Source organism: Phenylobacterium sp. (assembly GCF_030679875.1).
Lineage (GTDB): Bacteria > Pseudomonadota > Alphaproteobacteria > Caulobacterales > Caulobacteraceae > Phenylobacterium.
The window spans coordinates 40,995-60,413 of record NZ_JAUXSP010000012.1; the positions used below are offsets into that span (position 1 = coordinate 40,995).

Annotated in this window: 19 protein-coding genes; 9 read left to right on the plus strand and 10 right to left on the minus strand. The window is 67.2% G+C overall.

Annotated features, from left to right (window positions below; all coding sequences use genetic code 11):
• Positions 1 to 46 precede the first annotated feature (46 nt).
• Both Q8K84_RS07130 and Q8K84_RS07135 read left to right on the plus strand, forming a co-directional pair.
• Positions 47 to 1,486: a M48 family metalloprotease gene (locus tag Q8K84_RS07130; RefSeq protein ID WP_305281921.1), complete on the plus strand. Its 1,440-nt coding sequence runs from the start codon at positions 47 to 49 to the stop codon at positions 1,484 to 1,486.
• A gap of 75 nt (positions 1,487 to 1,561) precedes the next feature.
• Positions 1,562 to 2,275: a DsbA family protein gene (locus tag Q8K84_RS07135; RefSeq protein ID WP_305281922.1), complete on the plus strand. Its 714-nt coding sequence runs from the start codon at positions 1,562 to 1,564 to the stop codon at positions 2,273 to 2,275.
• Here Q8K84_RS07135 and Q8K84_RS07140 read toward each other — a convergent pair.
• Positions 2,272 to 3,072 (minus strand): thiazole synthase, encoded by an 801-nt coding sequence (locus tag Q8K84_RS07140; protein WP_305281923.1) that lies wholly within the window; start codon positions 3,070 to 3,072, stop codon positions 2,272 to 2,274. The genes Q8K84_RS07135 and Q8K84_RS07140 overlap by 4 nt on opposite strands.
• A 1-nt stretch (position 3,073) precedes the next feature.
• Positions 3,074 to 3,274 carry a sulfur carrier protein ThiS gene (gene thiS, locus Q8K84_RS07145; RefSeq protein WP_305281924.1) on the minus strand — a complete coding sequence of 67 codons (201 nt, stop codon included), beginning with the start codon at positions 3,272 to 3,274 and terminating at the stop codon, positions 3,074 to 3,076.
• An 89-nt stretch (positions 3,275 to 3,363) separates the two neighbouring features.
• Here thiS and Q8K84_RS07150 point away from each other — a divergent pair, with 89 nt between their 5' ends.
• Genes Q8K84_RS07150 through aat form a run of 4 tightly spaced genes read left to right on the plus strand, consistent with a single transcriptional unit; the run spans position 3,364 to position 6,309 of the window.
• Positions 3,364 to 3,801: a type II 3-dehydroquinate dehydratase gene (locus Q8K84_RS07150; RefSeq protein ID WP_305281925.1), complete on the plus strand. Its 438-nt coding sequence runs from the start codon at positions 3,364 to 3,366 to the stop codon at positions 3,799 to 3,801.
• Positions 3,802 to 3,828: 27 nt separating this feature from the next.
• Positions 3,829 to 4,299 (plus strand): acetyl-CoA carboxylase biotin carboxyl carrier protein, encoded by a 471-nt coding sequence (gene accB, locus Q8K84_RS07155; RefSeq protein ID WP_305281926.1) that lies wholly within the window; start codon positions 3,829 to 3,831, stop codon positions 4,297 to 4,299.
• A 4-nt stretch (positions 4,300 to 4,303) separates the two neighbouring features.
• Positions 4,304 to 5,656: an acetyl-CoA carboxylase biotin carboxylase subunit gene (accC, locus tag Q8K84_RS07160; protein WP_305281927.1), complete on the plus strand. Its 1,353-nt coding sequence runs from the start codon at positions 4,304 to 4,306 to the stop codon at positions 5,654 to 5,656.
• A 5-nt stretch (positions 5,657 to 5,661) separates the two neighbouring features.
• Complete coding sequence (gene aat / locus Q8K84_RS07165) at positions 5,662 to 6,309, plus strand: leucyl/phenylalanyl-tRNA--protein transferase (RefSeq protein WP_305281928.1); 648 nt, start codon at positions 5,662 to 5,664, stop codon at positions 6,307 to 6,309.
• On the opposite strand, the gene Q8K84_RS07170 is transcribed toward aat, so the two are convergent.
• Positions 6,255 to 6,851: a DUF2155 domain-containing protein gene (locus tag Q8K84_RS07170; protein WP_305281929.1), complete on the minus strand. Its 597-nt coding sequence runs from the start codon at positions 6,849 to 6,851 to the stop codon at positions 6,255 to 6,257. The two genes, aat and Q8K84_RS07170, sit on opposite strands and share 55 nt — an antisense overlap.
• A gap of 10 nt (positions 6,852 to 6,861) precedes the next feature.
• Complete coding sequence (locus Q8K84_RS07175; RefSeq protein ID WP_305281930.1) at positions 6,862 to 7,257, minus strand: NADH:ubiquinone oxidoreductase subunit NDUFA12; 396 nt, start codon at positions 7,255 to 7,257, stop codon at positions 6,862 to 6,864.
• A gap of 169 nt (positions 7,258 to 7,426) precedes the next feature.
• Between Q8K84_RS07175 and Q8K84_RS07180 the strand changes: the two genes are divergently transcribed.
• The 3 genes from Q8K84_RS07180 to Q8K84_RS07190 all read left to right on the plus strand — a co-directional run bounded on the left by Q8K84_RS07180 (position 7,427) and on the right by Q8K84_RS07190 (position 11,436).
• On the plus strand, positions 7,427 to 9,922 hold the full coding sequence (locus tag Q8K84_RS07180; protein ID WP_305281931.1) for a ribonucleotide reductase: 2,496 nt from the start codon (positions 7,427 to 7,429) through the stop codon (positions 9,920 to 9,922).
• 74 nt (positions 9,923 to 9,996) lie between these two features.
• Entirely contained in the window at positions 9,997 to 10,485 is a 489-nt protein-coding gene (locus tag Q8K84_RS07185) for a pentapeptide repeat-containing protein (protein WP_305281932.1), read from the plus strand.
• An 84-nt stretch (positions 10,486 to 10,569) separates the two neighbouring features.
• Entirely contained in the window at positions 10,570 to 11,436 is an 867-nt protein-coding gene (locus Q8K84_RS07190; protein WP_305281933.1) for a pentapeptide repeat-containing protein, read from the plus strand.
• Between the two features lie 26 nt (positions 11,437 to 11,462).
• On the opposite strand, the gene aspS is transcribed toward Q8K84_RS07190, so the two are convergent.
• The 6 genes from aspS to rnc all read right to left on the minus strand — a co-directional run bounded on the left by aspS (position 11,463) and on the right by rnc (position 19,414).
• On the minus strand, positions 11,463 to 13,244 hold the full coding sequence (gene aspS / locus Q8K84_RS07195; RefSeq protein ID WP_305281934.1) for an aspartate--tRNA ligase: 1,782 nt from the start codon (positions 13,242 to 13,244) through the stop codon (positions 11,463 to 11,465).
• A gap of 107 nt (positions 13,245 to 13,351) precedes the next feature.
• Positions 13,352 to 14,680 carry a serine hydrolase gene (locus Q8K84_RS07200; RefSeq protein ID WP_305281935.1) on the minus strand — a complete coding sequence of 443 codons (1,329 nt, stop codon included), beginning with the start codon at positions 14,678 to 14,680 and terminating at the stop codon, positions 13,352 to 13,354.
• Positions 14,681 to 14,762: 82 nt separating this feature from the next.
• On the minus strand, positions 14,763 to 17,012 hold the full coding sequence (parC, locus tag Q8K84_RS07205) for a DNA topoisomerase IV subunit A (protein WP_305281936.1): 2,250 nt from the start codon (positions 17,010 to 17,012) through the stop codon (positions 14,763 to 14,765).
• A 43-nt stretch (positions 17,013 to 17,055) separates the two neighbouring features.
• On the minus strand, positions 17,056 to 17,787 hold the full coding sequence (gene recO / locus Q8K84_RS07210; protein ID WP_305281937.1) for a DNA repair protein RecO: 732 nt from the start codon (positions 17,785 to 17,787) through the stop codon (positions 17,056 to 17,058).
• The gene (gene era / locus Q8K84_RS07215) at positions 17,787 to 18,719 is read right to left on the minus strand and encodes a GTPase Era (protein ID WP_305281938.1); all 933 of its coding nucleotides are present in this window, start codon (positions 18,717 to 18,719) and stop codon (positions 17,787 to 17,789) included. The genes recO and era overlap by 1 nt, the downstream gene beginning before the upstream one ends.
• Positions 18,716 to 19,414, minus strand: coding sequence for a ribonuclease III (rnc, locus tag Q8K84_RS07220; protein ID WP_305281939.1), 699 nt, complete (start codon positions 19,412 to 19,414; stop codon positions 18,716 to 18,718). Before rnc ends, era begins: the two co-directional genes overlap by 4 nt.
• Positions 19,415 to 19,419 lie beyond the last annotated feature (5 nt).

A 19,419-nucleotide genomic window follows, 5' to 3' on the forward strand; every position in this document is an offset into this window, starting at 1 on the left:
GGGTTAGTCTGAGATGAGTAGGGGGGAAGCGAGCAAGAGAGTGTGCATGGCCTCCCCCCTGCTTTTTCAGAACCCTGACTGGTTTTCGCGGCGCCTGACGCCCCTTCGGCGTCTCGCCGCGCGGTTGGCCCTGGCCGCGACCCTGGCTGTCGCGCCTGTGGCGGCCCAGGCCCAGCAGGGCCTCTCCCTGATCAGGGACACCGAGATCGAGGCCATTCTGGAGGCCGACTCCCGGCCCATCCTCGAAGCCGCCGGGATCAATCCCGACAGTATCGAGATCCTGCTGATCGGCAGCCGCGAGCTCAACGCCTTTGCCGCTCCAGGCACCATGGGCTTCTTCACCGGCCTGATCCTGGAGTCAGAGAACCCCAATCAGCTTCAGGGCGTCATCGCCCACGAGGTGGGCCATCTGGCCGCCGGCCACAGCGCACGCTCAGGCGAAATGCAGCGGGCCGGCATGCAGCCCTTCCTGCTCACCATGGGCCTGGGGGTCCTGGCCGCCTTCGCCGGCGCAGGCGACGCCGCCATCGCCCTGATGGGCAGCGCCAGCCAGTTCGGGACCCTGGCGGCCCTGGGCTATAGCCGCGAACAGGAAAGCCGCGCTGACCAGGCCGGGCTTAACATCCTTGATCGTGCAGGCCTGTCGGGCCGGGGGCTCGTCGAGTTCTTTGACAACTTCCGCTACCAGGAGGTCTTCCAGGAGGCGCGGCGCTACGCCTACTTCCGCAGCCACCCCCTGTCTTCGGAGCGGATCGACACCCTGCGCCGCAAGGCCGAGACGCTGCCGGACTGGGAAAAGGTCGACAGCGAAGAGGCCATGGAGCGCCACCGCATCATGCAGGCCAAGCTGCAGGGGTTCCTGAACCCGCAGCGGGCCATCGTCCAATACAGCGAGACAGACACGAGCTATCCAGCCCGCTACGCCCGGGCCATCGCCTACTATCAGATGAAGGAGCCTGACCAGGCGCTCCGCCTGATCGAGGTGCTGCTCGGCGAACAACCGGAAAACGCCTATCTCTGGGAGCTCAAGGGCCAGATCCTGTTTGAGTTCGGCCGCACCGCGCTGGCCGAGGAACCCCAGCGCAAGTCCGTGGAGCTGATGCCGGAGGCCCCCCTGCTCCGGGTCAATCTCGGCCAGACCCTCATCGCGATGAACGATGACGCCAAGCTCAATGAGGGCATCGACGAATTGCGCCGGGCCCTGACTCAGGAGAATGACAACGCGGTGGCCTGGCGTCTCCTGGCCGAGGCGCATGACCGGCGTGGCGACGACGGCTCAGCGCGACTGGCTACCGCGGAGTACAATTTCCACATCGGCAACGGCCAGCAGGCGCGGGTTTTCGCCATGCGCGCCCGCGATCTGCTGACCCGGGACACCCCGGAGTGGCGGCGGGCGACGGACATTGTCCTGACCTCCAACCCGTCCCGCGACGACCTGCGCGAACTGGCCAAGGAAGGCGCGATTTCCTCCGGTTCAGTGCGATAAGCCTGGCCAACTCCCGTGCGCCTGGGTCGCATCCGGCGCCAAACACCCCTATCTGGACTCCTGATGAGAAATTCCTTGCCCGTACTTGCCGCGCTTTGCGCCTCCACCCTGGCGCTGGCCGCCTGCGACCGCGGCGCTGACGACGCCTTTGGCGAGCGGGTGCGCGCCTATCTTCTCGAACATCCCGAGGTGATTGAGGAAGCCGTACAGAAGCTTGGGGAAAAGCGGGAGGTCGAGGCGGCGCAGGCTGCGACCTCGGCCATTGAGACCCAGAGGGCGGCCCTTGAACGGGACCCGCGAGACTTTGTCGCCAATCCCAATGGTACGATCACGGTCACCGAATTTTTCGACTACCGTTGCGGCTACTGCAAGATCGCCGCGGTCGAGATGGCCAAGATCATTGAAGAAAACCCCGATGTGCGGGTGGTCTTCAAGGAGTTTCCGATCTTTGGGGAACAGTCGGACGAGACCGCCGCCATCATGCTCACCGATCTGGCCAAGCCTAAGACCCTCGAGCTGCATGATCGGCTGATGGCCGAAAAGTCCCTGGACGACGCCGCGCTTGATCGCCACCTGCGCGCCGTGGGGATCGACCCGGCCGCCGCCCGACAGGCCGCCCAGGCCCCGGCGATCCAGCAGCAGCTGGTCGACACCCACGAATTGGCGGCCAGTCTCGGCATCAACGGGACACCGGCCTTCGTGATCGGCGACCGCCTGATTTCCGGCGCCGACATGGATGCGGTTAAGGCCGCCATCACGGCGGCCCAGGCCGAGAAGATCGCGGGCTAGATCAGCCCCGCCAACGGCGAGGACGGATCGGCGTACATCCGCTTGGGCATCCGCCCGGCCAGGAAGGCCTCACGCCCGGCGATCACCGCATGGCGCATGGCGCTGGCCATCAGGATCGGATCGCGCGCCTCGGCGATGGCGGTGTTCATCAGCACGGCGTCGCAGCCGAGTTCCATGGCTACGGCCGCGTCCGACGCCGTACCCACGCCGGCGTCCACCAGCACCGGCACCTTGGACTGCTCGATGATCAGACCGAGATTCAGCATGTTCTGGATGCCGCGGCCCGAGCCGATGGGCGCGCCGAGCGGCATGATGGCTGCGGCCCCGGCCTCTTCCAACTTGAGCGCATAGACCGGATCGTCGCTGCAATAGACCATGACGTCGAAGCCGTCGGAGATCAGCAGCTTCAGGGCCCTGAGGGTCTCTTCCATGTCTGGCAGCAGATGCTTCGTATTGGACAGCACCTCGAGCTTCACGAGGTTCCAGCCCCCCGCCTCCCGGGCCAGACGCAGGGTGCGCACGGCGTCCTCGCCCGTGAAGCAACCGGCCGTATTGGGCAGGAACGTGAACCGGTCAGGCTTCACATGATCCACCAGCATGGGCTGGCTGGGGTCCGACAGGTTCACTCGGCGGATCGCCACCGTGACGATCTCCGCGCCCGCCGCCTCCGCGGCGGCGGCGTTAGTGGCGTAGTCCTTGTACTTGCCCGTACCGACGATGAGCCGGGAGGAGAAGGTCCGACCAGCCACGCTCCAGGTGTCTTCGGCGCTGAGGGCGCGGGTCCCGGTGTCGTCCATGTCAGCCGCCTCCAATAAAGTGCACGATCTCGATCCGGTCGCCGTCGGCCACCGGGGTCTGCTCATAGGCCGAGCGCGGCACGATCTCCAGATTGCGCTCCACGGCCACCTTGCGGGGATCGAGCCCGAGGGCGGCCACCAGGGCGGCCAGGTGCGGAAGGGGCTCGAAGGCCCGAGGTTCCCCGTTGATGGTCAGGTTCATGCTCAACTCTCGCCGCGCCGCGCAGCTTGCGGTGCTTGTGACCCCCGCCTGCGACCGTTACAAGACAGCGGAATCGCCGGCGGAGCCGAATGTCCAAACCGATCTATGTGCTGAGCGGCCCCAATCTCAACCTCCTGGGCGTCCGCGAGCCTCAGATTTATGGGAAAGAGACCCTGGACGACGTTCGCATGGCCTGCGAGCGCCGCGCCGACACGCTTGGCCGGAGCCTCGTGTTCCGACAGTCCAATCATGAGGGTGTGCTGATCGACTGGGTGCAGGAGGCGCGAACCGCCGCCAGCGCCCTGGTGATCAACCCAGCCGGCTATGGTCACACCTCTGTGGCGCTTCTCGACGCGCTCAAGACCCTCGAGGTCCCGATCGTCGAATGCCATCTTTCGAACCCGGCGGCGCGCGAGACGTTCCGCCGACACACCTATGTGTCCCTCGCTGCGACAGGAGTCGTGTCAGGCTTCGGCGTGGCGAGCTATGAACTGGCCGTTGAGGCCGCGGCGCGTCTCAGCGCCTGACGCCTCCCAGCAGCAAGGGTCCCTTCCATGGCTAGCAGCCCCAAGGCTTCCGCCGATCCGCTTGACGCCCGTCTGGTGCGCACACTGGCCGACATCCTCACCGAAACGGGGTTGTCGGAAATCGAGGTTGAGCGCGACGGCCTAAAGGTCCGCGTGGCCCGGCAGATTTCGGTCACCGCCACCGTGGCCGCTCCGGCGGCGCCGGCGATGGCAGCGGCTGCGGCGGAGGCCCCTGTCGCCCCCGCGGCGCCCGTGCGCGCCGCTGGCGACGCCGTGAACTCACCGATGGTGGGCACGGTCTATATGCAGGCTCAGCCAGGCTCTCCCAGCTTCATCAAGGTCGGCGACGCGGTCCAGGCTGGCCAGACCCTGATGATTATCGAAGCCATGAAGACCATGAACCCGATCCCGGCGCCCCGGGCCGGCAAGGTGGTCGAGATCCTGGTTTCCGACGCCCAGCCCGTCGAGTTCGGCGAGCCGCTCGTCATCATCGAGTAGTTCGATGTTTGAAAAAATCCTGATCGCCAATCGAGGCGAAATCGCCCTGCGCATCCACCGGGCCTGCAAGGAGATGGGTATCTCCACGGTCGCCGTCCACTCGGAGGCCGATTCCGGCGCCATGTGGGTGCGCCTGGCCGACGAGAGCGTCTGCATCGGTCCGGCCTCGGCCGCCAAAAGCTACCTCAACATCCCGGCCATCATCGCCGCGGCGGAAATCACCGGCGCTCAGGCCATCCATCCGGGCTATGGCTTCCTGTCGGAGAACGCCCGGTTCGCCGACATCGTCGGGGCCCATGGCTTCACCTTCATCGGGCCCAAGCCCGAGCACATCCAGATGATGGGCGACAAGATCACGGCCAAGCAGGCGGTGATGCGGGCCGGCATTCCCGTGGTGCCAGGCTCCGCCGGCGCGCTGACCACGGAGGAGGAGGCGATCGCCGCCGCCGCCGAGATTGGCTTTCCGGTCCTGATCAAGGCCGCCGCCGGCGGTGGCGGTCGCGGCATGAAGGTGGCCCTGGACAGCGAGAGTCTGGCCGAGGCCGTCTCCACCGCCCGCACCGAGGCCAAGGCCGCCTTCGGGGATGACGCGGTCTACATGGAGCGCTACCTCCAGAAGCCCCGTCATATCGAGATCCAGGTCGTCGCCGACTCCTTCGGCAATGTCTGCCACCTCGGCGAACGCGACTGCTCCCTGCAGCGGCGTCACCAGAAGATCCTCGAGGAGGCCCCCTCCCCGGCTCTCGACGCCACGGCCCGCGCCAAGATCGGCAAGGTGGTCGTCGATGCGATCAAGGCCATCGGCTATCTCGGCGTCGGCACCATCGAGTTCCTCTACGAAAACGGCGAGTTCTTCTTCATCGAGATGAACACCCGCCTGCAGGTGGAACATCCCGTCACCGAAGCCATCACCGGGATCGATCTGGTGCGGGAGCAAATCCGCATCGCCGCGGGCCTGCCGCTTTCGTTCACCCAGGAACAGGTCGTCTTCGAAGGCCACGCCATCGAGTGCCGAATCAACGCTGAGAATGCGCGCACCTTCACGCCGTCGCCGGGGAAGGTCACCGACTTCCACGCCCCTGGCGGTCTTGGGGTTCGCCTCGATTCGGCGGTCTATGCGGGCTACGTCATTCCGCCCTACTACGACAGCCTGATCGGCAAGCTCATCGTCCACGGCCGTGACCGTGAGGAGTGCCTCGCCAGGGTCAATCGCTGCCTGGGTGAGATGGTGGTCGGCGGGGTGGACACCACGATCCCACTCTTCCAGGACCTGATCCACCAGCCAGACATCATCGCCGGCGACTACAACATCCACTGGCTGGAAAAGTGGATCAAGGCTCAGGCCGACGAAGCTTAAGCCCCATGGACGCCTTTGGCCCGCTTCAGCTGCTGGCCTGCTACACCCGCGGCGTCTTTCCCATGGCCGACGCCCGCGACGACGACCAGATCTTTCTGGTTGATCCAGAACATCGCGGCGTCCTGCCGCTGGCGGGGTTCCATGTACCCCGTCGGCTGGCGAGGACGGTTCGCGCAGAGCCGTTTGAAATCAGGTTCGACACCGCCTTCGACCAGGTGGTGTCCCTCTGCGCCGAGGCCGCGCCTGATCGCCACGAGACCTGGATCAACCCCGTTATACGCGATCTCTATGCCCAGCTCTTCGCCATGGGTTGCGCCCATAGTGTCGAGTGCTGGCGGGTGGGACGCCTGGTGGGTGGGCTCTATGGCGTCTCGCTTGGCGCGGCCTTCTTCGGTGAGAGCATGTTTTCCAGAGAGACGGACGCCTCGAAAGTCGCCCTGGTCCATCTCGTCGCGCGACTGATCACTGGCGGCTACCGATTGCTGGATGCTCAGTTCATCACCGAGCACCTGACACAGTTCAAGGCCGAGGAAATCTCAAGGGCCGTCTATCACCAGCGCCTGGCCGAAGCCCTGGGGCAGCCGGCCGATTTCGGGGATCAGCCCGCGCTGGCCGGCGTCGCCGCCCTGCAGGTGATCAGCCAGGCGTCATAGACCGGATGCTCCAGCGGGTTGAGGCCTGGGGCGGCGGCGTACATCCACCCTCGGAAGGTCTGGCGCGCCGGGGGTGTGGGTCGACCGGCCACAGCGCGGGGCTGTGAGTCCACCGTCATATAGGCCATGGCGTCGGGGGCCCGCTCATCGGGGGCCGAGAGCTCGCAGGCCCTGACCGTGAAGACCAGGCTCTTGTATCGGATCGGCTGACCGACCGGGGCTTCGAAGCGGATGGTCTCAGCGCTGACCTTGTCGAGCGCCTGGATAATGGCGACGTCATAGCGCGCCCGCTTCATCGGCGGCTTGGGTTCGGGCGGTGGCTCCGGCGCGCGTTGCGCCCTGGGCTCCGGCTCAGCCCTGATTTCAGGCGCAGGTTCTGGCGGCGGCACGGGAAGCGGGGCGATCGCTTCAGGGGTGAGCAACGCAGGAGCCGGGGTCGCCGCCGGCGCCGGAGCCTCAGGTGTGGTCTGGGCCACAACGGCGCCCGCCGCCGTCAAAGCGGCCAGACCGAGGCCAAGGAGCAGGGGCCGCGCATGACGCATCTGGCGGCGTCTATTCCGGCGTCCAGGGAAGATAGTCCCCCGTCGCGCGCTGGCGTTCGCCGCCGCGGGCCAGCGAGCCCTGGGGCCGATAGGCGTGGACTGTGCCGGTGAGATTGGGACGATGATCCTTCTCCCACGGCTGGCGCAGAAGGGGCTGGACGGTCGGCGGCTCATCGAAGGTGTAGTGCAGCCAGCCATGCCATTCAGCCGGAACCTTCGAGGCCTCGGCATAGCCGGAATAGATCACCCAGCGACGCTTGCGGCCGTCATAGGAGTCCGAGGCGTCCTTGGCCTCATAATAGCGACTGCCATAGTCGTCCTGGCCGACGAAGACGCCACGGCGGCCGATGTGGAACCGGGCGCCGAGAGTCGCGCCGTTCCACCAGGTGAAGATCGCTTTGAACACGTTGGACTGACCCGGCTGGCAGGAATTTCGGACGGACTATAGGTCCCTGCCCGCAACCCGTCCAGCGCCCCGCATCGCTCAACATGTTGGGGATGAACGCCCCGTCAGACGCAACATCTATTGCCCGCGGGCGGGTGGGTTCCTAGGCTGCCCGATGAGGGAGTCTGTCATGAGTCTGGAGAGCGGCAAGATGGAGCGTCGGACGCTCGAACGCAGCAGCGATGTTGTCGAGGTCCTGGCGCCCGCCTCCTGGCCGAACGCCCAGGTCGAGGCCTGGCTTGATTGGGCTGGCGGCGAGCCTGATTTGCCGGCCGCCATCTTCCGTTTCGCCGAGGAACTGGTTCAGGCGGGACAGAGACAGGGCCTGTTCGAAGGGGTGGGCGCACGGGGCCGGTTCCGACGTGAACTGGGCGCGGGCCTGATGGCCGGACGGATCGCCCTGCGGCCCGTGGCGGTCTCTGCGCTGATCGAGCTCTCGAATGACGGCGATCTGACTGAGCGACTGGCGCGGTTCCGCGCCGAGCACAGGGGACTGACGGCGTCCCGTGAGGCGGGGTTGGCGTTGGCCGCCAGCCGGCAGGGGTTGGTGGACGCCGTCCATCGTTGCCAGGGCGATCCCGACGCCTGCGCTGATCCGCAGCGAAATCCGAGCCTGGCCCGGGCCGCCGAAGCCGCGCGTGCGGCGGGTGTCTCCGATGCGGCGATCCTTGACGCCATCACCCTGGCCCGCGCTGGCGAGACCCGCCTGCCCGTCAGCCTGCCCACCCCGCCCGTTCCGCCTCAGGCGCTGGCCCGCGTGAATGACGCGCCGTCGGCGCCCCTGGAGCGGCTGCTGGCCCTTGCGGCCTGGGAAACCGGCCGGCTGACCATCGCCACAGCTGAGGCGTCCGAGGCCCCCGTCGCCCACGGGGCGCTGTCCTTGATGGCCTTTGGAACCGGCGAGGACTTCGACGACGACGGCTTCCAGCGCGCCGTGGGCCTCCTGGCCACAGCCCTGGCGGCCATGGCTGACGGCGAGCCCGTCGCCCTGGGTCTTGCCGGCCTCGCCGATTGGCTGGCCGCCCACGGCCACGCCTACGATTCCGAAGTCGGGCGTGAAGCGGCCTTTCGCTTGTATGACCGCGCCAGCCGGGCCGCGCGCCTGGCCTGCCCGCGCCTGGTCGGCGGCCTGACCCTCTATGAGGACCCAGAGCTCGCCTTGATGCTCGGCGGGGCGAGTCCCGCCGGAGAGCCGTGGGAGGGGCCGGTCACCTTCGCCGAAACCGCCGACGGTCAGGTCGTCCGGGTGATGAGCGAAGCCGCCCTGTGCGGCCTGCGCGCTGTGGGCGCTGACCTGGACGCCGCCCGCTGGCGGTTGCTCGGTCACGGCACTCTCGAAAACGCCCCGGGCATTGACCATGCCGCTCTGCTTGGCCGGGGGCTCACCGACCACGAGATCGGCGCCGTGGAAGCCGCGCTGCCCTACTGCGCGTCCCTGAGCGAAGCCTTCCGGCCCGAAGTCGTCGGAGAGGGGTTCCTGGCCGATGTGCTTGGGGCCCCGGGCGAAGACCTCCATGATCCGCGCTTTGACGCCCTGCGCGTCATGGGCTTCAGTGAGGCTGACATCGCCCTGGCCGAAGCCCACGCCCTCGGCGCCAGTCGGCTTGACGGGCCGGAACTGGGACCCGATCAGCGAAGCATATTCCTCACGGCCGATGACCTGGGCCCTGGCCCCTATCTCGCCATGCTGGCCTGCCTGACTCCAGCTCTGGCGCGCCCGGCCCAGGCTGACTTCACCCTGCCCTGGGACGCCACGCCCCACGATGTCCAGACCCTGATCGCCCAGGCCCGGGACGCCGGCGTCCCCCTGGTGCGCATCGCCCGCGCCGACCCCGGCGCCTACCACCAGCTGGACCTTCCCGCCCCGCGTCAGGCCCCCAGGGCCGAGACCGCCGCACGAGCGGAGCCAACGCCAGAGATCACGGTCGAGCGCGTGGTCGAACGGGTGGTGGAGCGCGAGCGCGCACGCCGCAAGCTTCCGGATCGTCGCAAGGGCTACATCCAGAAGGCCTCGGTGGGCGGCCACAAGGTCTATCTGCACACCGGCGAGTACGACGAAGGCGAGCTCGGTGAGATCTTCATCGACATGCACAAGGAAGGGGCCGCCTTCCGGTCGTTGATGAACAACTTCGCCATCGCCGTCTCCATCGGCCTCCAATACGGCGTGCCCCTGGACGAGTTCGTCGAGGCCTTTGTCTTCACCCGCTTCGAACCGGCCGGTCCCGTCACCGGAAACGACTCGGTGCGTTCGGCCACCTCGATCCTGGACTATGTGTTCCGGGAGCTGGGGGTCTCCTATCTGGGCCGTGACGACCTCGCCAACGCCGATCCCGACGAGCTGAACGCCGACGGCCTGGGGCGGGGCAAGGCCGACGACCCCGGTCTGGCCGCCGGGGAGCCACAGCCGGCTTCGCGCTACATCTCCAAGGGCTTCTCCAGGGGCGCAGCTCCGGACAACCTCGTCGTCCTGTCTCTGGCCGATCATCGCGCCGCACGCGCCTCCGGCGCTCAGGCCGCTGACGTCTGCCCGGCCTGCGGCGACATTGCCGTGGTGCGAAAGGGGGCGAGCCTGATCTGCGAAACCTGCGGCGCCCGGGCGGGACGGTTCGACGACGCCACCGGCTGAGCCCGCCCCGCACACCTGGCCTTAAGCTTGCACGGGCTAGGGACTTCAGTTCTGTATGATGCAAGGCGCCGCCGATGAGACTGTCTGGACCCCTCGCCCTTCTCGCCGTGCTGGCCATGTCCGCGCCGGCGGCCGCGCAGAACGCCAGCCAGATCAACCAGGTCAGGGCTGGCGCAAACTGTCCCAAGTGCAACCTGTTCCAGGCCAGCCTCGGCGGCCTGACCATGAAGGGGAAGAACCTCTCCGGCGCCCGGCTTCGCCAGGCCGATCTCAGCCTGACCATTATGAACCGCACGAATTTCGCCGGCGCCGACCTGCGCGACGTCGAGGCCTATGGCGCAGTCTTATCCAGCGCCAGTTTCGCTGGAGCTGACCTGACCAACGCCAGCTTTGTCGGCGCCCACCTTCAGGGCGCAAATTTTCGCGGGGCGCGGCTGGCTGGGACCAATTTCTCCGGCGCTGAAATGCAGCAGGCGACAGGCCTCACCCAGGCTCAGCTGAACCAGGCCTGCGGCGACGCCGCCACCCGCTTGTCGGGCGGACTGCGCGTCCCTGCCTGCTAAGGTCGTAAAATTACTGGGAATTAAGTGGTCTTTCCGGTCAGCCCGTCCCAGATGATCCTCTCGGACAAGGAGCGTACCGCCTCAATGACCCGGCTGACTGGCCTTCTCACCCTTCTTGCTGTTCTGGCGGGGCTGATCCCTGGCGCCGCGCTTGGCATGACCAGCGACAAGGCCGTGGCCAAGATGGTCGCCTTCGGCGGCTCCTGCGAAAAGTGCGAGCTATCGGGGCGCAAGCTGGCCGGCGCCAGGTTCATGGGCGCGGACTTCACAGCTGCGGCCCTGGTTGGGTCTGATCTGCGCGGCGCGCTCTTCCACGGATCGGTATTCGACAAGGCCGACCTGTCTCGCGCCGATCTCTCCGAAAGCCGGATGATGGGCGCCAGTTTCGCCGGCGCCAGCCTCACGGACGCTGACCTGCGTCGTGCTGAACTCAATGGCGCCGATTTCGGCGGCGCCAACCTTCATGGCGGCAACCTGCGCGGGATCGAGGGCCTGGGGGCCACCTTCGTCGCCGCCAATCTGTCTGACGCCCGGTTGGACGACGCCGAGCTCAACGGCGTCAACCTGGCCCGGGTCAACGCCAGGGGCGCGCGTTTCGATGATAGTGAGCTGACCGCCGCCAACCTGTCTGGCGGGCGGTTTGACGGCGCCTCGTTCCGGGGCGCCGAACTGGACATGGCCAACCTGCGCGGGGGGACCTTCGCCAATGCTGATTTTCGCCGCGCCAGCCTGGACCGCACCAATATTGCGGGCGTGGACCTGTCGAGGGCGCGCAACCTGACCCAGGCGCAACTGGACGAGGCCTGCGGCGACGGCGCGACCCGCCCGCCGTCCGGACTGGTGGTCAGGGCCTGCGGCGGCCGGCGCATCACCGTCCACATCGCAGCCCCTCCGGCGCCGCCGGCCCCACCCGCGCCACCGGCGCCCCGGCGACTGGTGGCCGTGGACTGAGCCGCGCCCGAGGGGCCTCGGGCCCCCTAGGCGGGCTTGATCGGCAGGGCGAGCCGCAGGCTGAGTTCCTTCAGCTGCTTTTCGTCGACCTCTGACGGCGCACTCATCAACAGGTCCTGCCCCTGCTGATTCAGCGGGAAGGCGATGACCTCTCTGATAGCCGTCTGGCCGGCCAGCAGCATGACGATGCGATCGATGCCGGGCGCAAGCCCCCCGTGCGGCGGGGCGCCATAGCGGAAGGCGTTCAGCATGCCGCCAAACTGCGCCTCGACCACCTGCTCGCTATAGCCGGCGATCTCGAAGGCCTTGAGCATCACGTCGGCCCGATGGTTTCGCACGGCGCCAGAGCACAGCTCATAGCCGTTGCAGACGATGTCGTACTGATAGGCGAGGATATCGAGCGGATCCTTCGTCTGCAGCGCCTCCATCTCGCCCTGGGGCATGGAGAAGGGGTTGTGCGAGAAGTCGACGTGGTTGGATTCCTCGTTCATCTCGAACATCGGGAAGTCGACGATCCAGACGAATTCGAACCGGTCCTCGTCCACCAGCTTCAGGTCGGTCCCGACCTTGGTCCGGGCCGAACCCGCGAATTTGTAGAAGACCTTGGGATCGCCGGCGACAAAGAAGGCCGCGTCACCCTGGCCCAGGCCCAGCGCGCTCATCAGGCCGTCCGTCTTTTCCGCCCCCAGGTTCTTGGCGATCGGGCCGCCCCAGCCACCCTGGTCCTCGCTCCAGAAGATGTAGCCGAGGCCCGGCTGGCCCTCCCCTTGCGCCCAGGAGTTCATCCGGTCGCAGAAGGCGCGGCTGCCGCCCTTGGGGCCAGGGATCGCCCAGACAGCGTTCTTGGCGTCTTCCAGGATGCGGGCGAACAGGCCAAAGCCCCCGCCGCGGAAGTGGTCGGACACATCCTGCATCTGGATCGGGTTGCGCAGGTCAGGCTTGTCGGAGCCGTACTTGGCGATCGCCTCCCGATAGGGAATGCGTGGGAAGGGATAGGGGGTCACCGGCTTGCCGCTGGAAAACTCCTCGAACACCCCATGCATCACCGGCTCGATGGCCGCGAAGATGTCTTCCTGGGTGACGAAGCTCATCTCCACGTCGAGCTGGTAGAATTCCAGGCTGCGGTCGGCCCGCAGATCCTCGTCGCGGAAGCAGGGCGCGATCTGGAAATAGCGGTCGAAGCCCGCCACCATCAGCAGCTGCTTGAACTGCTGCGGCGCCTGGGGCAGCGCGTAGAACTTGCCCGCATGCAGGCGCGAAGGCACCAGGAAGTCCCGGGCGCCTTCCGGCGACGACGCCGTCAGGATCGGCGTCTGGAACTCGTTGAAGCCCTGGTCGGTCATGCGGCGGCGGATCGAGGCGATCACCTGGCTACGCAGCAGGATGTTGCGATGCAGGGTCTCACGCCGCAGGTCGAGATAGCGGTGCTTGAGGCGTAGCTCCTCAGGATAGTCCGGCTCGCCGAATACCGGCAGGGGCAGCTCGGCGGCTTCCGACAGCACCTGGACGCCCTTGACCTGCACCTCGATCTCGCCGGTCGGCAGGTTCGGGTTCACGGTCTCCGGCGTGCGGGCGACGACGGCGCCGTCGATGCAGATCACGCTCTCGGCCCGCAGACGCTCCACCGCGGCGAAGCCAGGGGTATCGGGCGCCAGCACCAGCTGAGTCAGGCCATAATTGTCCCGCAGGTCCACGAAGACGAGACCGCCATGGTCGCGCTTGCGATGGATCCACCCCGAAAGGCGAACGGTCTGGCCTGTGTCGCCAGCGCGAAGCTGACCGCAGGTATGGGAGCGATATGGGTGCATGAGGAGTCGCAGAAAATGCAGGGAAAACGAGGCGCGGAAGGGCGCATGCGGGGCCTGCCTTGTCAAGGCGAAGGACCGGCGCGAAGCCGGCCCTTCGGCCCCTGCCCCTACTTCGCCGGGTCGGTCAGGGCCTGATAGACCAGGGTCCGGGTCGCCGCGCCCAGGTCAGGACCGCCGGTTCCGCCGAACCGCTGGATCATGCCGATGAACACCACGTCGTTGGTCGGATCGACCCAGAACCAGGTGCCGGCCGCCCCGCCCCAGCTCAGCGTGCCCTCGCCCTCAAGCCCGCCAGCCTTTCTGGGGTCCTTGACGACCATGAAGTCCAGACCAAAACCAACCGCCTCGTTGAAGCGCAGACCCACAGAGCCATTGGACGAGACCAGGGCCTGGGCGGGGATCATGTCGGTCCCCATCAACTCGACCGTGGCCGGGGCGAGGATGCGGACCCCGTTCAACTCGCCGCCATTGGCGATCATCTGGGCGAAGCGGGCAAAGTCGGCGGCGGTCGAGACCAGTCCCCCGCCGCCCGATTCGATGGCCGGGGGCTTGGTGAAGTCCTGGGCCGGCGCGCCGGCCAGCTCCAGAGCCTCGATCAGCCGCCCGCTTTTGGGATCGCCCACATAGACCGCGGCCAGTCGCGCGGTGGACGCCTCCGGAACATGGAAGCCGGTGTCGGTCATCTTCAGGGGCGTGAAGATCTGCTCGGACATGAACTGCCCGAGGGTCTGGCCGCTGAGCCGTTCAATGATGCGGCCCTGGAGATCGACGGCGATGGAATAGCTCCAGTCCGTCCCAGGCTGGAATTTCAGGGGGATGGCGGCGGTCTTCTCCACCATTTCCTGGAGAGAGCCTGAACCCAGGACCCGGGACTCCTGGAACAGGCGATCCACCGGATGCTCATCCGACAGCCCGTAGCCGAAGCCCGCCGTATGGCTCATCAGCTCGCGCATGGTGGGTTCGCGGGTCACGGGCTCGAGGATCGGCGCGCCCTGGGCGTCCACCCCGGTCATCACCTTGAGGTCCTTCAGTTCAGGGAGGTGGCGGCTGACCGGGTCATCCAGGCGCCAGCGCCCCTCCTCGAAGAGGATCATCATGGCCACGCCGGTGATCGGCTTGGTCATGGAGTAGATGCGGAAGATCGCATCCTTCTGCAGGGGTCGGCCCTCGGCGAGGTTGGCCTGGCCATAGGTGTTGAAGGCGACCACCTTGCCGTGGCGCGCCAACAGGGTCGTCATGCCCGCCACCCGGCCGTCGGCCACGGCCTTGGCCATGGCGGCGTCCAGCCGCCTCAGCCGCTCGGACGAGAAGCCCACGGACTCCGGGCTGGAAGCCGGCGCCAGGGCGGCCGGCGCCCGCTGGGCGAAGACGGGCGCAGGCGCGACCGAAAGGGCCACAGCGGCGGCCGCCATGGCCAGATGATGACGTCCAAGCATGTGTTGGCTCTCCCCAAGCGTTCGGCGCCGAACCTAGACGAGATCATGCCCGCGACAATGGCCAAGCTGGTCGTTAGTCAGGCTACTTGGGCCTGAACCGCTTGCTGGCGGGGAAGCCCTTGGGCGCCAGCTTGCCCGCGCCGGCCCGGCGGCCCAGCCAGTCCCGCCACTCGACCCACACCCGCGTGCGCCCGGCCGTATCGATCCAGATCGCGCCGCTCTCGGCGGGGAAGACGGTGGCGTCGCGCAAGCCCCCTTCGCGGTAGGCTTGCAGCTTGACCCCCTTGCCCCGGGGCATCTCTGGCAGCTCAGTCACAGGGAAGATCAGGATCTTGCCATTATCCCCGACGACACCGATGTGGTCGCCGATCACCCGTAGGGTGGGAACGGCGCCGCGCTTGTCGACGGTCAGCACCTGCTTGCCCGCCCGACGGCCTGAAACCGCATCATCCTCGTTGAGGATGAAACCGTAGCCCGCCTTGGAGGCCAGGACCCGGCGCACGCCTGGCTTGTGCGCGAATACGTCGATGATATCGACCTGGTCCTCCAGATCGATCATCAGGCGCAGGGGCTCCCCATGGCCACGGGCTGACGGCAGCTTGTCGCAACCCAGCGTGAAGAAGCGACCGTCCGACGCCAGGATCAGCAGCTTGTCCGTCGTCTCGGCCGGGACGATGAAGGCGAGCTTGTCGCCTTCCTTGAACTTCAGCTCGGAGGGATCCTCGACCTTGCCCTTGGCCGCCCGGATCCAGCCCCGCTCCGACAGGATGACGGTGAGCGGCTCCCGGGGAATCATCGCCTCCAGGGCCGCCTCGGCGTCCACGTCGGGCGCATCGGCGAAGATCGAGCGGCGCGCCCCCAGCTTGGTCTCCTGACCCAGGACCTTGCGGACCTCCTTGAGGCCCACCGCGACCAGCTTCCACTGCCGGGCCTCTGACTCCAGTAGCTTCAGCAGGCCGTCGCGTTCTTCCGACAGCTCGCCATGCTCCCGGCGGATCTCCATCTCTTCCAGCCGGGCCAACTGCCGCAGGCGGGTGTTCAAGATGGCGTCGGCCTGCAGCTCGGACAGGCTGAAGGTCTCGATCAGTTTAGCCTTGGGCTCGCTCTCGTGACGGACAATGCGGATCACCTCGTCAAGGTTGAGGTAGGCGATCAGCAGGCCATCAAGGATGTGCAGCCGGGCCTCGATCTTGGCCAGCCGGTGCCGGGCGCGGCGCACCAGCACCTCGCGCCGGTGATCGAGAAAGGCCCGCAGGGCCTCCTTGAGGCTCATGACCCGCGGCGTACCCCGGGCGTCCAGCACATTCAGGTTCACCGGAAACCGGGTCTCAAGATCGGAGAGCTTGAACAGGCTCTCCATCAGGACCTCGGGCTCGATGTTCCGGCTCTTGGGCTCCAGGATCAGCCGTACGTCCTCGGCGGACTCGTCGCGCACGTCCCCCAGCAGCGGCGCGCGCTTGTTCTCGATCAGATTGGCCAGTTGCTCGACCAGATCGGCCTTCTTCACCTGATAGGGAATCTCGGTGATGACGATCTGGTAGGTCCCGCGCCCGGTATCCTCCCGCGACCAGGTCGCCCGGGTGCGGATGCCGCCCCGGCCGGTCTCATAGGTCTCCACCATGGAGGCGTGGGGTTCGACGATGACGCCGCCGGTGGGGAAGTCAGGCCCCTTCACATGCACCATCAGATCGGCGGTGCTGATGTCTGGAGCGTCCAGCATCAGCAGGCAGGCGTCGATCAGCTCGCCAGCATTGTGCGGCGGGATCGAGGTGGCCATGCCCACAGCGATGCCGCTGGAGCCATTGGCGAGCAGGTTGGGGAAGCCCGCCGGCAGGACCACCGGCTCCTCGTCTTCCCCATCATAGGTGGAGCGGAAGTCGACGGCGTCCTCGTCGATCCCGTCCAGCAGCAGCTGGGCGGCGTCGGTCAGCTTGCACTCGGTGTAGCGCATGGCCGCGGCGTTATCGCCGTCGATATTGCCGAAGTTCCCCTGGCCATTGATGAGTGGGTAGCGCTGGGAAAAGTCCTGGGCCAGGCGGACCAGGGCCTCATAGACCGCAGAATCCCCGTGCGGGTGGTACTTACCGATCACGTCGCCGACCACCCGGGCGGACTTCTTGGCCGAGGAATTAGGGTCGAGGCGCAGTTGCCGCATGGCGAACAGCAGCCGGCGGTGAACCGGCTTCAGCCCGTCGCGCACATCTGGCAGGGCGCGGCCGGTGATGGTCGAGAGCGCATAGGCCAGATAGCGCCGTGAAAGCGCTTCGGTCAGGGGCTCGTCGATGATGCGGTCGCCGTCACCGTCGAACGGCGGGGGGGTATGCTTGCTCATTGATTCTCCGTCGGCGCGATTCTAGCGCGCCGGGACCGGCTCGTCACAGCCGCTCAGCGTCCGACAGCCGGTCAATCATCCAGACCCTGGCTGGCGGCAGGGGACGGTTGAGGGGATTGAAGATGAAGGTCTCCAGGAAATGGCCGGTCAGAGCCAGGCCAGCGCCGATATCGCCGGCGTCGAGTCCCCACTGGGCTGACAGCATGAAGGGCGGCAGGCGCAGAAGTTTGTCCTTATAGGCCTCGCCCGCCTGGGCGCTCACCGCACGGCCCGTGCGGGGGCTGACATAGATCAGGTCGTCCATCGATCCAGTGGCGGCGCACTTTGACAGGTCCAGGCCAAAGCCCAGGTCCTGCAGCAGCCCGGCCTCGAAGCGAACGAAAACGGCCGGCCAGATGTCCGGGATCGCCAGGGCCGAGATGAGCGACTCCAGGGCCAGATAGGCGCCGTGATGGGGTTCGCGCTCTGGGAGGGCGCCGGCGGCGACGGCGGCCGCGGCCGAGAGGCCGTGCAGGGCCAGCGGATCGTCGAACAGGGCGCCGGGCCCCTCCCCCATGGGCTCAAGGGTCACTGCCCCCAGCTGCTCGGCCACCCGGGCGCGGAAACGAACCCGCACCTGGGCGCCTGGCTGCAGAAAGGGTTTGAGGCGGCGCGACGCCCCACCGGCCACGTGTGCGGCGTACCGGCCGTGCTCGGAGGTCAGCAGGTCGACAATGGCGCCGGTCTCCCCGTGCGCCCGGGCCGAGAGCACGAAGGCGTCGTCCTCGAACTCCATCAGACGTCGAAATCTAGGCCCACGTCGCCATAGAACTCGCGTTTGTCGGCCCAGGTCTCGTCCACCTTCACATGCAGGAAGAGGTGCACCTGCCGATCAAACAGCTCAGCCAGCTCTTCACGGGACTTCTGGCCGATCCATTTCAGGGTCTGGCCGTTTTTCCCCAGGACGATGGGCCGCTGGCTGTCACGCTGGACATAGATGGTCTGCTCAATCCGCACCGAGCCGTCGCGGCGCTCTTCGAACGCGGTGGTGTCCACCGCCGCCGCATAGGGCAGTTCCTCGTGGACCCGCAGATAGAGCTTCTCGCGGGTGATTTCCGCCGCCAGCAGGCGCGCCGGCAGGTCGGCGGTCTGCTCGGCCGGATAGAGCCAGGGCCCTTCGGGCACCAGTTCGGCCATCCGGCGCTTGAGATCATCGACGCCTGACCCGTCGGCCGCCGAGATCATGAACACCTCGGAATAGACCCCGGTGTCGAACAGGCGCTGGGACAGGGCCAGCATCCGCTCGCGCTTGACCCCATCGATCTTGTTCAGGGCCAGGATCACCTTGCGGCCTGACGCCTTCAGCCCCTCGATGATGGTCTGAACATCGATCACCGCCCGGCGGTCGGCTGGACTGCCTTCGGCCACGCCCACGGCCAGTTCGGCCTGAACATCGATGAGATGGACGACCGCGTCGGCCTCCTCCGCCCCGCCCCAGGCCGAGCGGATCATGGCGCGGTCCAGTCGACGGCGCGGCGCAAAGATGCCGGGCGTGTCCACCAGCACGATCTGGCTCTCGCCCTCGATGGCCACCCCGCGGACGGGAAAGCGCGTGGTCTGGACCTTCTGGGTGACGATGGAGACCTTGGCCCCCACCAGACGGTTGGTGAGGGTGGACTTGCCCGCATTGGGCGCTCCGATGATGGCGACGAAGCCGGCGCGGGTCATTGTGGTCCTTCGTGTTTCAACAGCATGGCCAGGGCGGCGGCCTTCTCGGCCTCCTGTTTTGAACGCCCCTGGGCGGCTTCGGGATCATAACCCTGGACCCGCACCTCGACGGTGAAGGCGGGCGCGTGGTCGGGCCCCTCTCGGGCGACCACGCCATAGGTCGGCAAAGGCAGGCCCTGGCCCTGCGCCCATTCCTGGAGCTGGGTCTTGGGATCCTTGCCCCGGGGGGACTCTAGGCCCGCGAAGGCCTCGGCCCAGAACCGCACAAAGAAGGTGCGGGCGGCCTCGAAGCCGGCGTCCACATAGAGCGCCCCGATCAGCGCTTCACAGGCGTCCCCCAGGACGGTGTCGGAGTCCCGCGCCCCGATCTTGGTGGCGCTGGCCGACAGGCGCAATGCCTCGCCAAGGCCGATGTCCCGGGCGACCGTGGCGCAGGCCTGGTAGTTGACCAGATTGGCCAGCCGCCGGCTGAGTTCGCCCTCACGGGCCTCGGCGTCCAGCTCCATCAGGCGCTCCGCCGCCATCAGGTTCAGCACCCGGTCGCCCAGGAACTCCAGGCGCTCATAGTGGCGCACCTTGGTCGCACCCTCGCCGACGCTGGCGTGGGTCAGGGCCCGTTCCAACAGGTCGCGGTCTACAAACTGGTGACCGATCCTCGCCTCGAGCTCAGCGACGGCCGCCGCGCGCCGGTTCATGGGCG

What these genes read in the sequence shown, in the direction of transcription:
- aat (WP_305281928.1), top strand. Translation starts at nt 5,662, where the DNA reads ATGGACGCCTTTGGCCCGCTTCAGCTGCTGGCCTGCTACACCCGCGGC.
- rnc (WP_305281939.1), bottom strand. Translation starts at nt 19,414, where the DNA reads ATGAACCGGCGCGCGGCGGCCGTCGCTGAGCTCGAGGCGAGGATCGGT.
- Q8K84_RS07170 (WP_305281929.1), bottom strand. Translation starts at nt 6,851, where the DNA reads ATGCGTCATGCGCGGCCCCTGCTCCTTGGCCTCGGTCTGGCCGCTTTG.
- Q8K84_RS07140 (WP_305281923.1), bottom strand. Translation starts at nt 3,072, where the DNA reads ATGGACGACACCGGGACCCGCGCCCTCAGCGCCGAAGACACCTGGAGC.
- accB (WP_305281926.1), top strand. Translation starts at nt 3,829, where the DNA reads ATGGCTAGCAGCCCCAAGGCTTCCGCCGATCCGCTTGACGCCCGTCTG.
- thiS (WP_305281924.1), bottom strand. Translation starts at nt 3,274, where the DNA reads ATGAACCTGACCATCAACGGGGAACCTCGGGCCTTCGAGCCCCTTCCG.
- Q8K84_RS07190 (WP_305281933.1), top strand. Translation starts at nt 10,570, where the DNA reads ATGACCCGGCTGACTGGCCTTCTCACCCTTCTTGCTGTTCTGGCGGGG.
- Q8K84_RS07130 (WP_305281921.1), top strand. Translation starts at nt 47, where the DNA reads ATGGCCTCCCCCCTGCTTTTTCAGAACCCTGACTGGTTTTCGCGGCGC.
- aspS (WP_305281934.1), bottom strand. Translation starts at nt 13,244, where the DNA reads ATGCACCCATATCGCTCCCATACCTGCGGTCAGCTTCGCGCTGGCGAC.
- accC (WP_305281927.1), top strand. Translation starts at nt 4,304, where the DNA reads ATGTTTGAAAAAATCCTGATCGCCAATCGAGGCGAAATCGCCCTGCGC.
- era (WP_305281938.1), bottom strand. Translation starts at nt 18,719, where the DNA reads ATGACCCGCGCCGGCTTCGTCGCCATCATCGGAGCGCCCAATGCGGGC.
- Q8K84_RS07150 (WP_305281925.1), top strand. Translation starts at nt 3,364, where the DNA reads ATGTCCAAACCGATCTATGTGCTGAGCGGCCCCAATCTCAACCTCCTG.
- Q8K84_RS07200 (WP_305281935.1), bottom strand. Translation starts at nt 14,680, where the DNA reads ATGCTTGGACGTCATCATCTGGCCATGGCGGCCGCCGCTGTGGCCCTT.
- parC (WP_305281936.1), bottom strand. Translation starts at nt 17,012, where the DNA reads ATGAGCAAGCATACCCCCCCGCCGTTCGACGGTGACGGCGACCGCATC.
- Q8K84_RS07185 (WP_305281932.1), top strand. Translation starts at nt 9,997, where the DNA reads ATGAGACTGTCTGGACCCCTCGCCCTTCTCGCCGTGCTGGCCATGTCC.
- Q8K84_RS07180 (WP_305281931.1), top strand. Translation starts at nt 7,427, where the DNA reads ATGAGTCTGGAGAGCGGCAAGATGGAGCGTCGGACGCTCGAACGCAGC.
- recO (WP_305281937.1), bottom strand. Translation starts at nt 17,787, where the DNA reads ATGGAGTTCGAGGACGACGCCTTCGTGCTCTCGGCCCGGGCGCACGGG.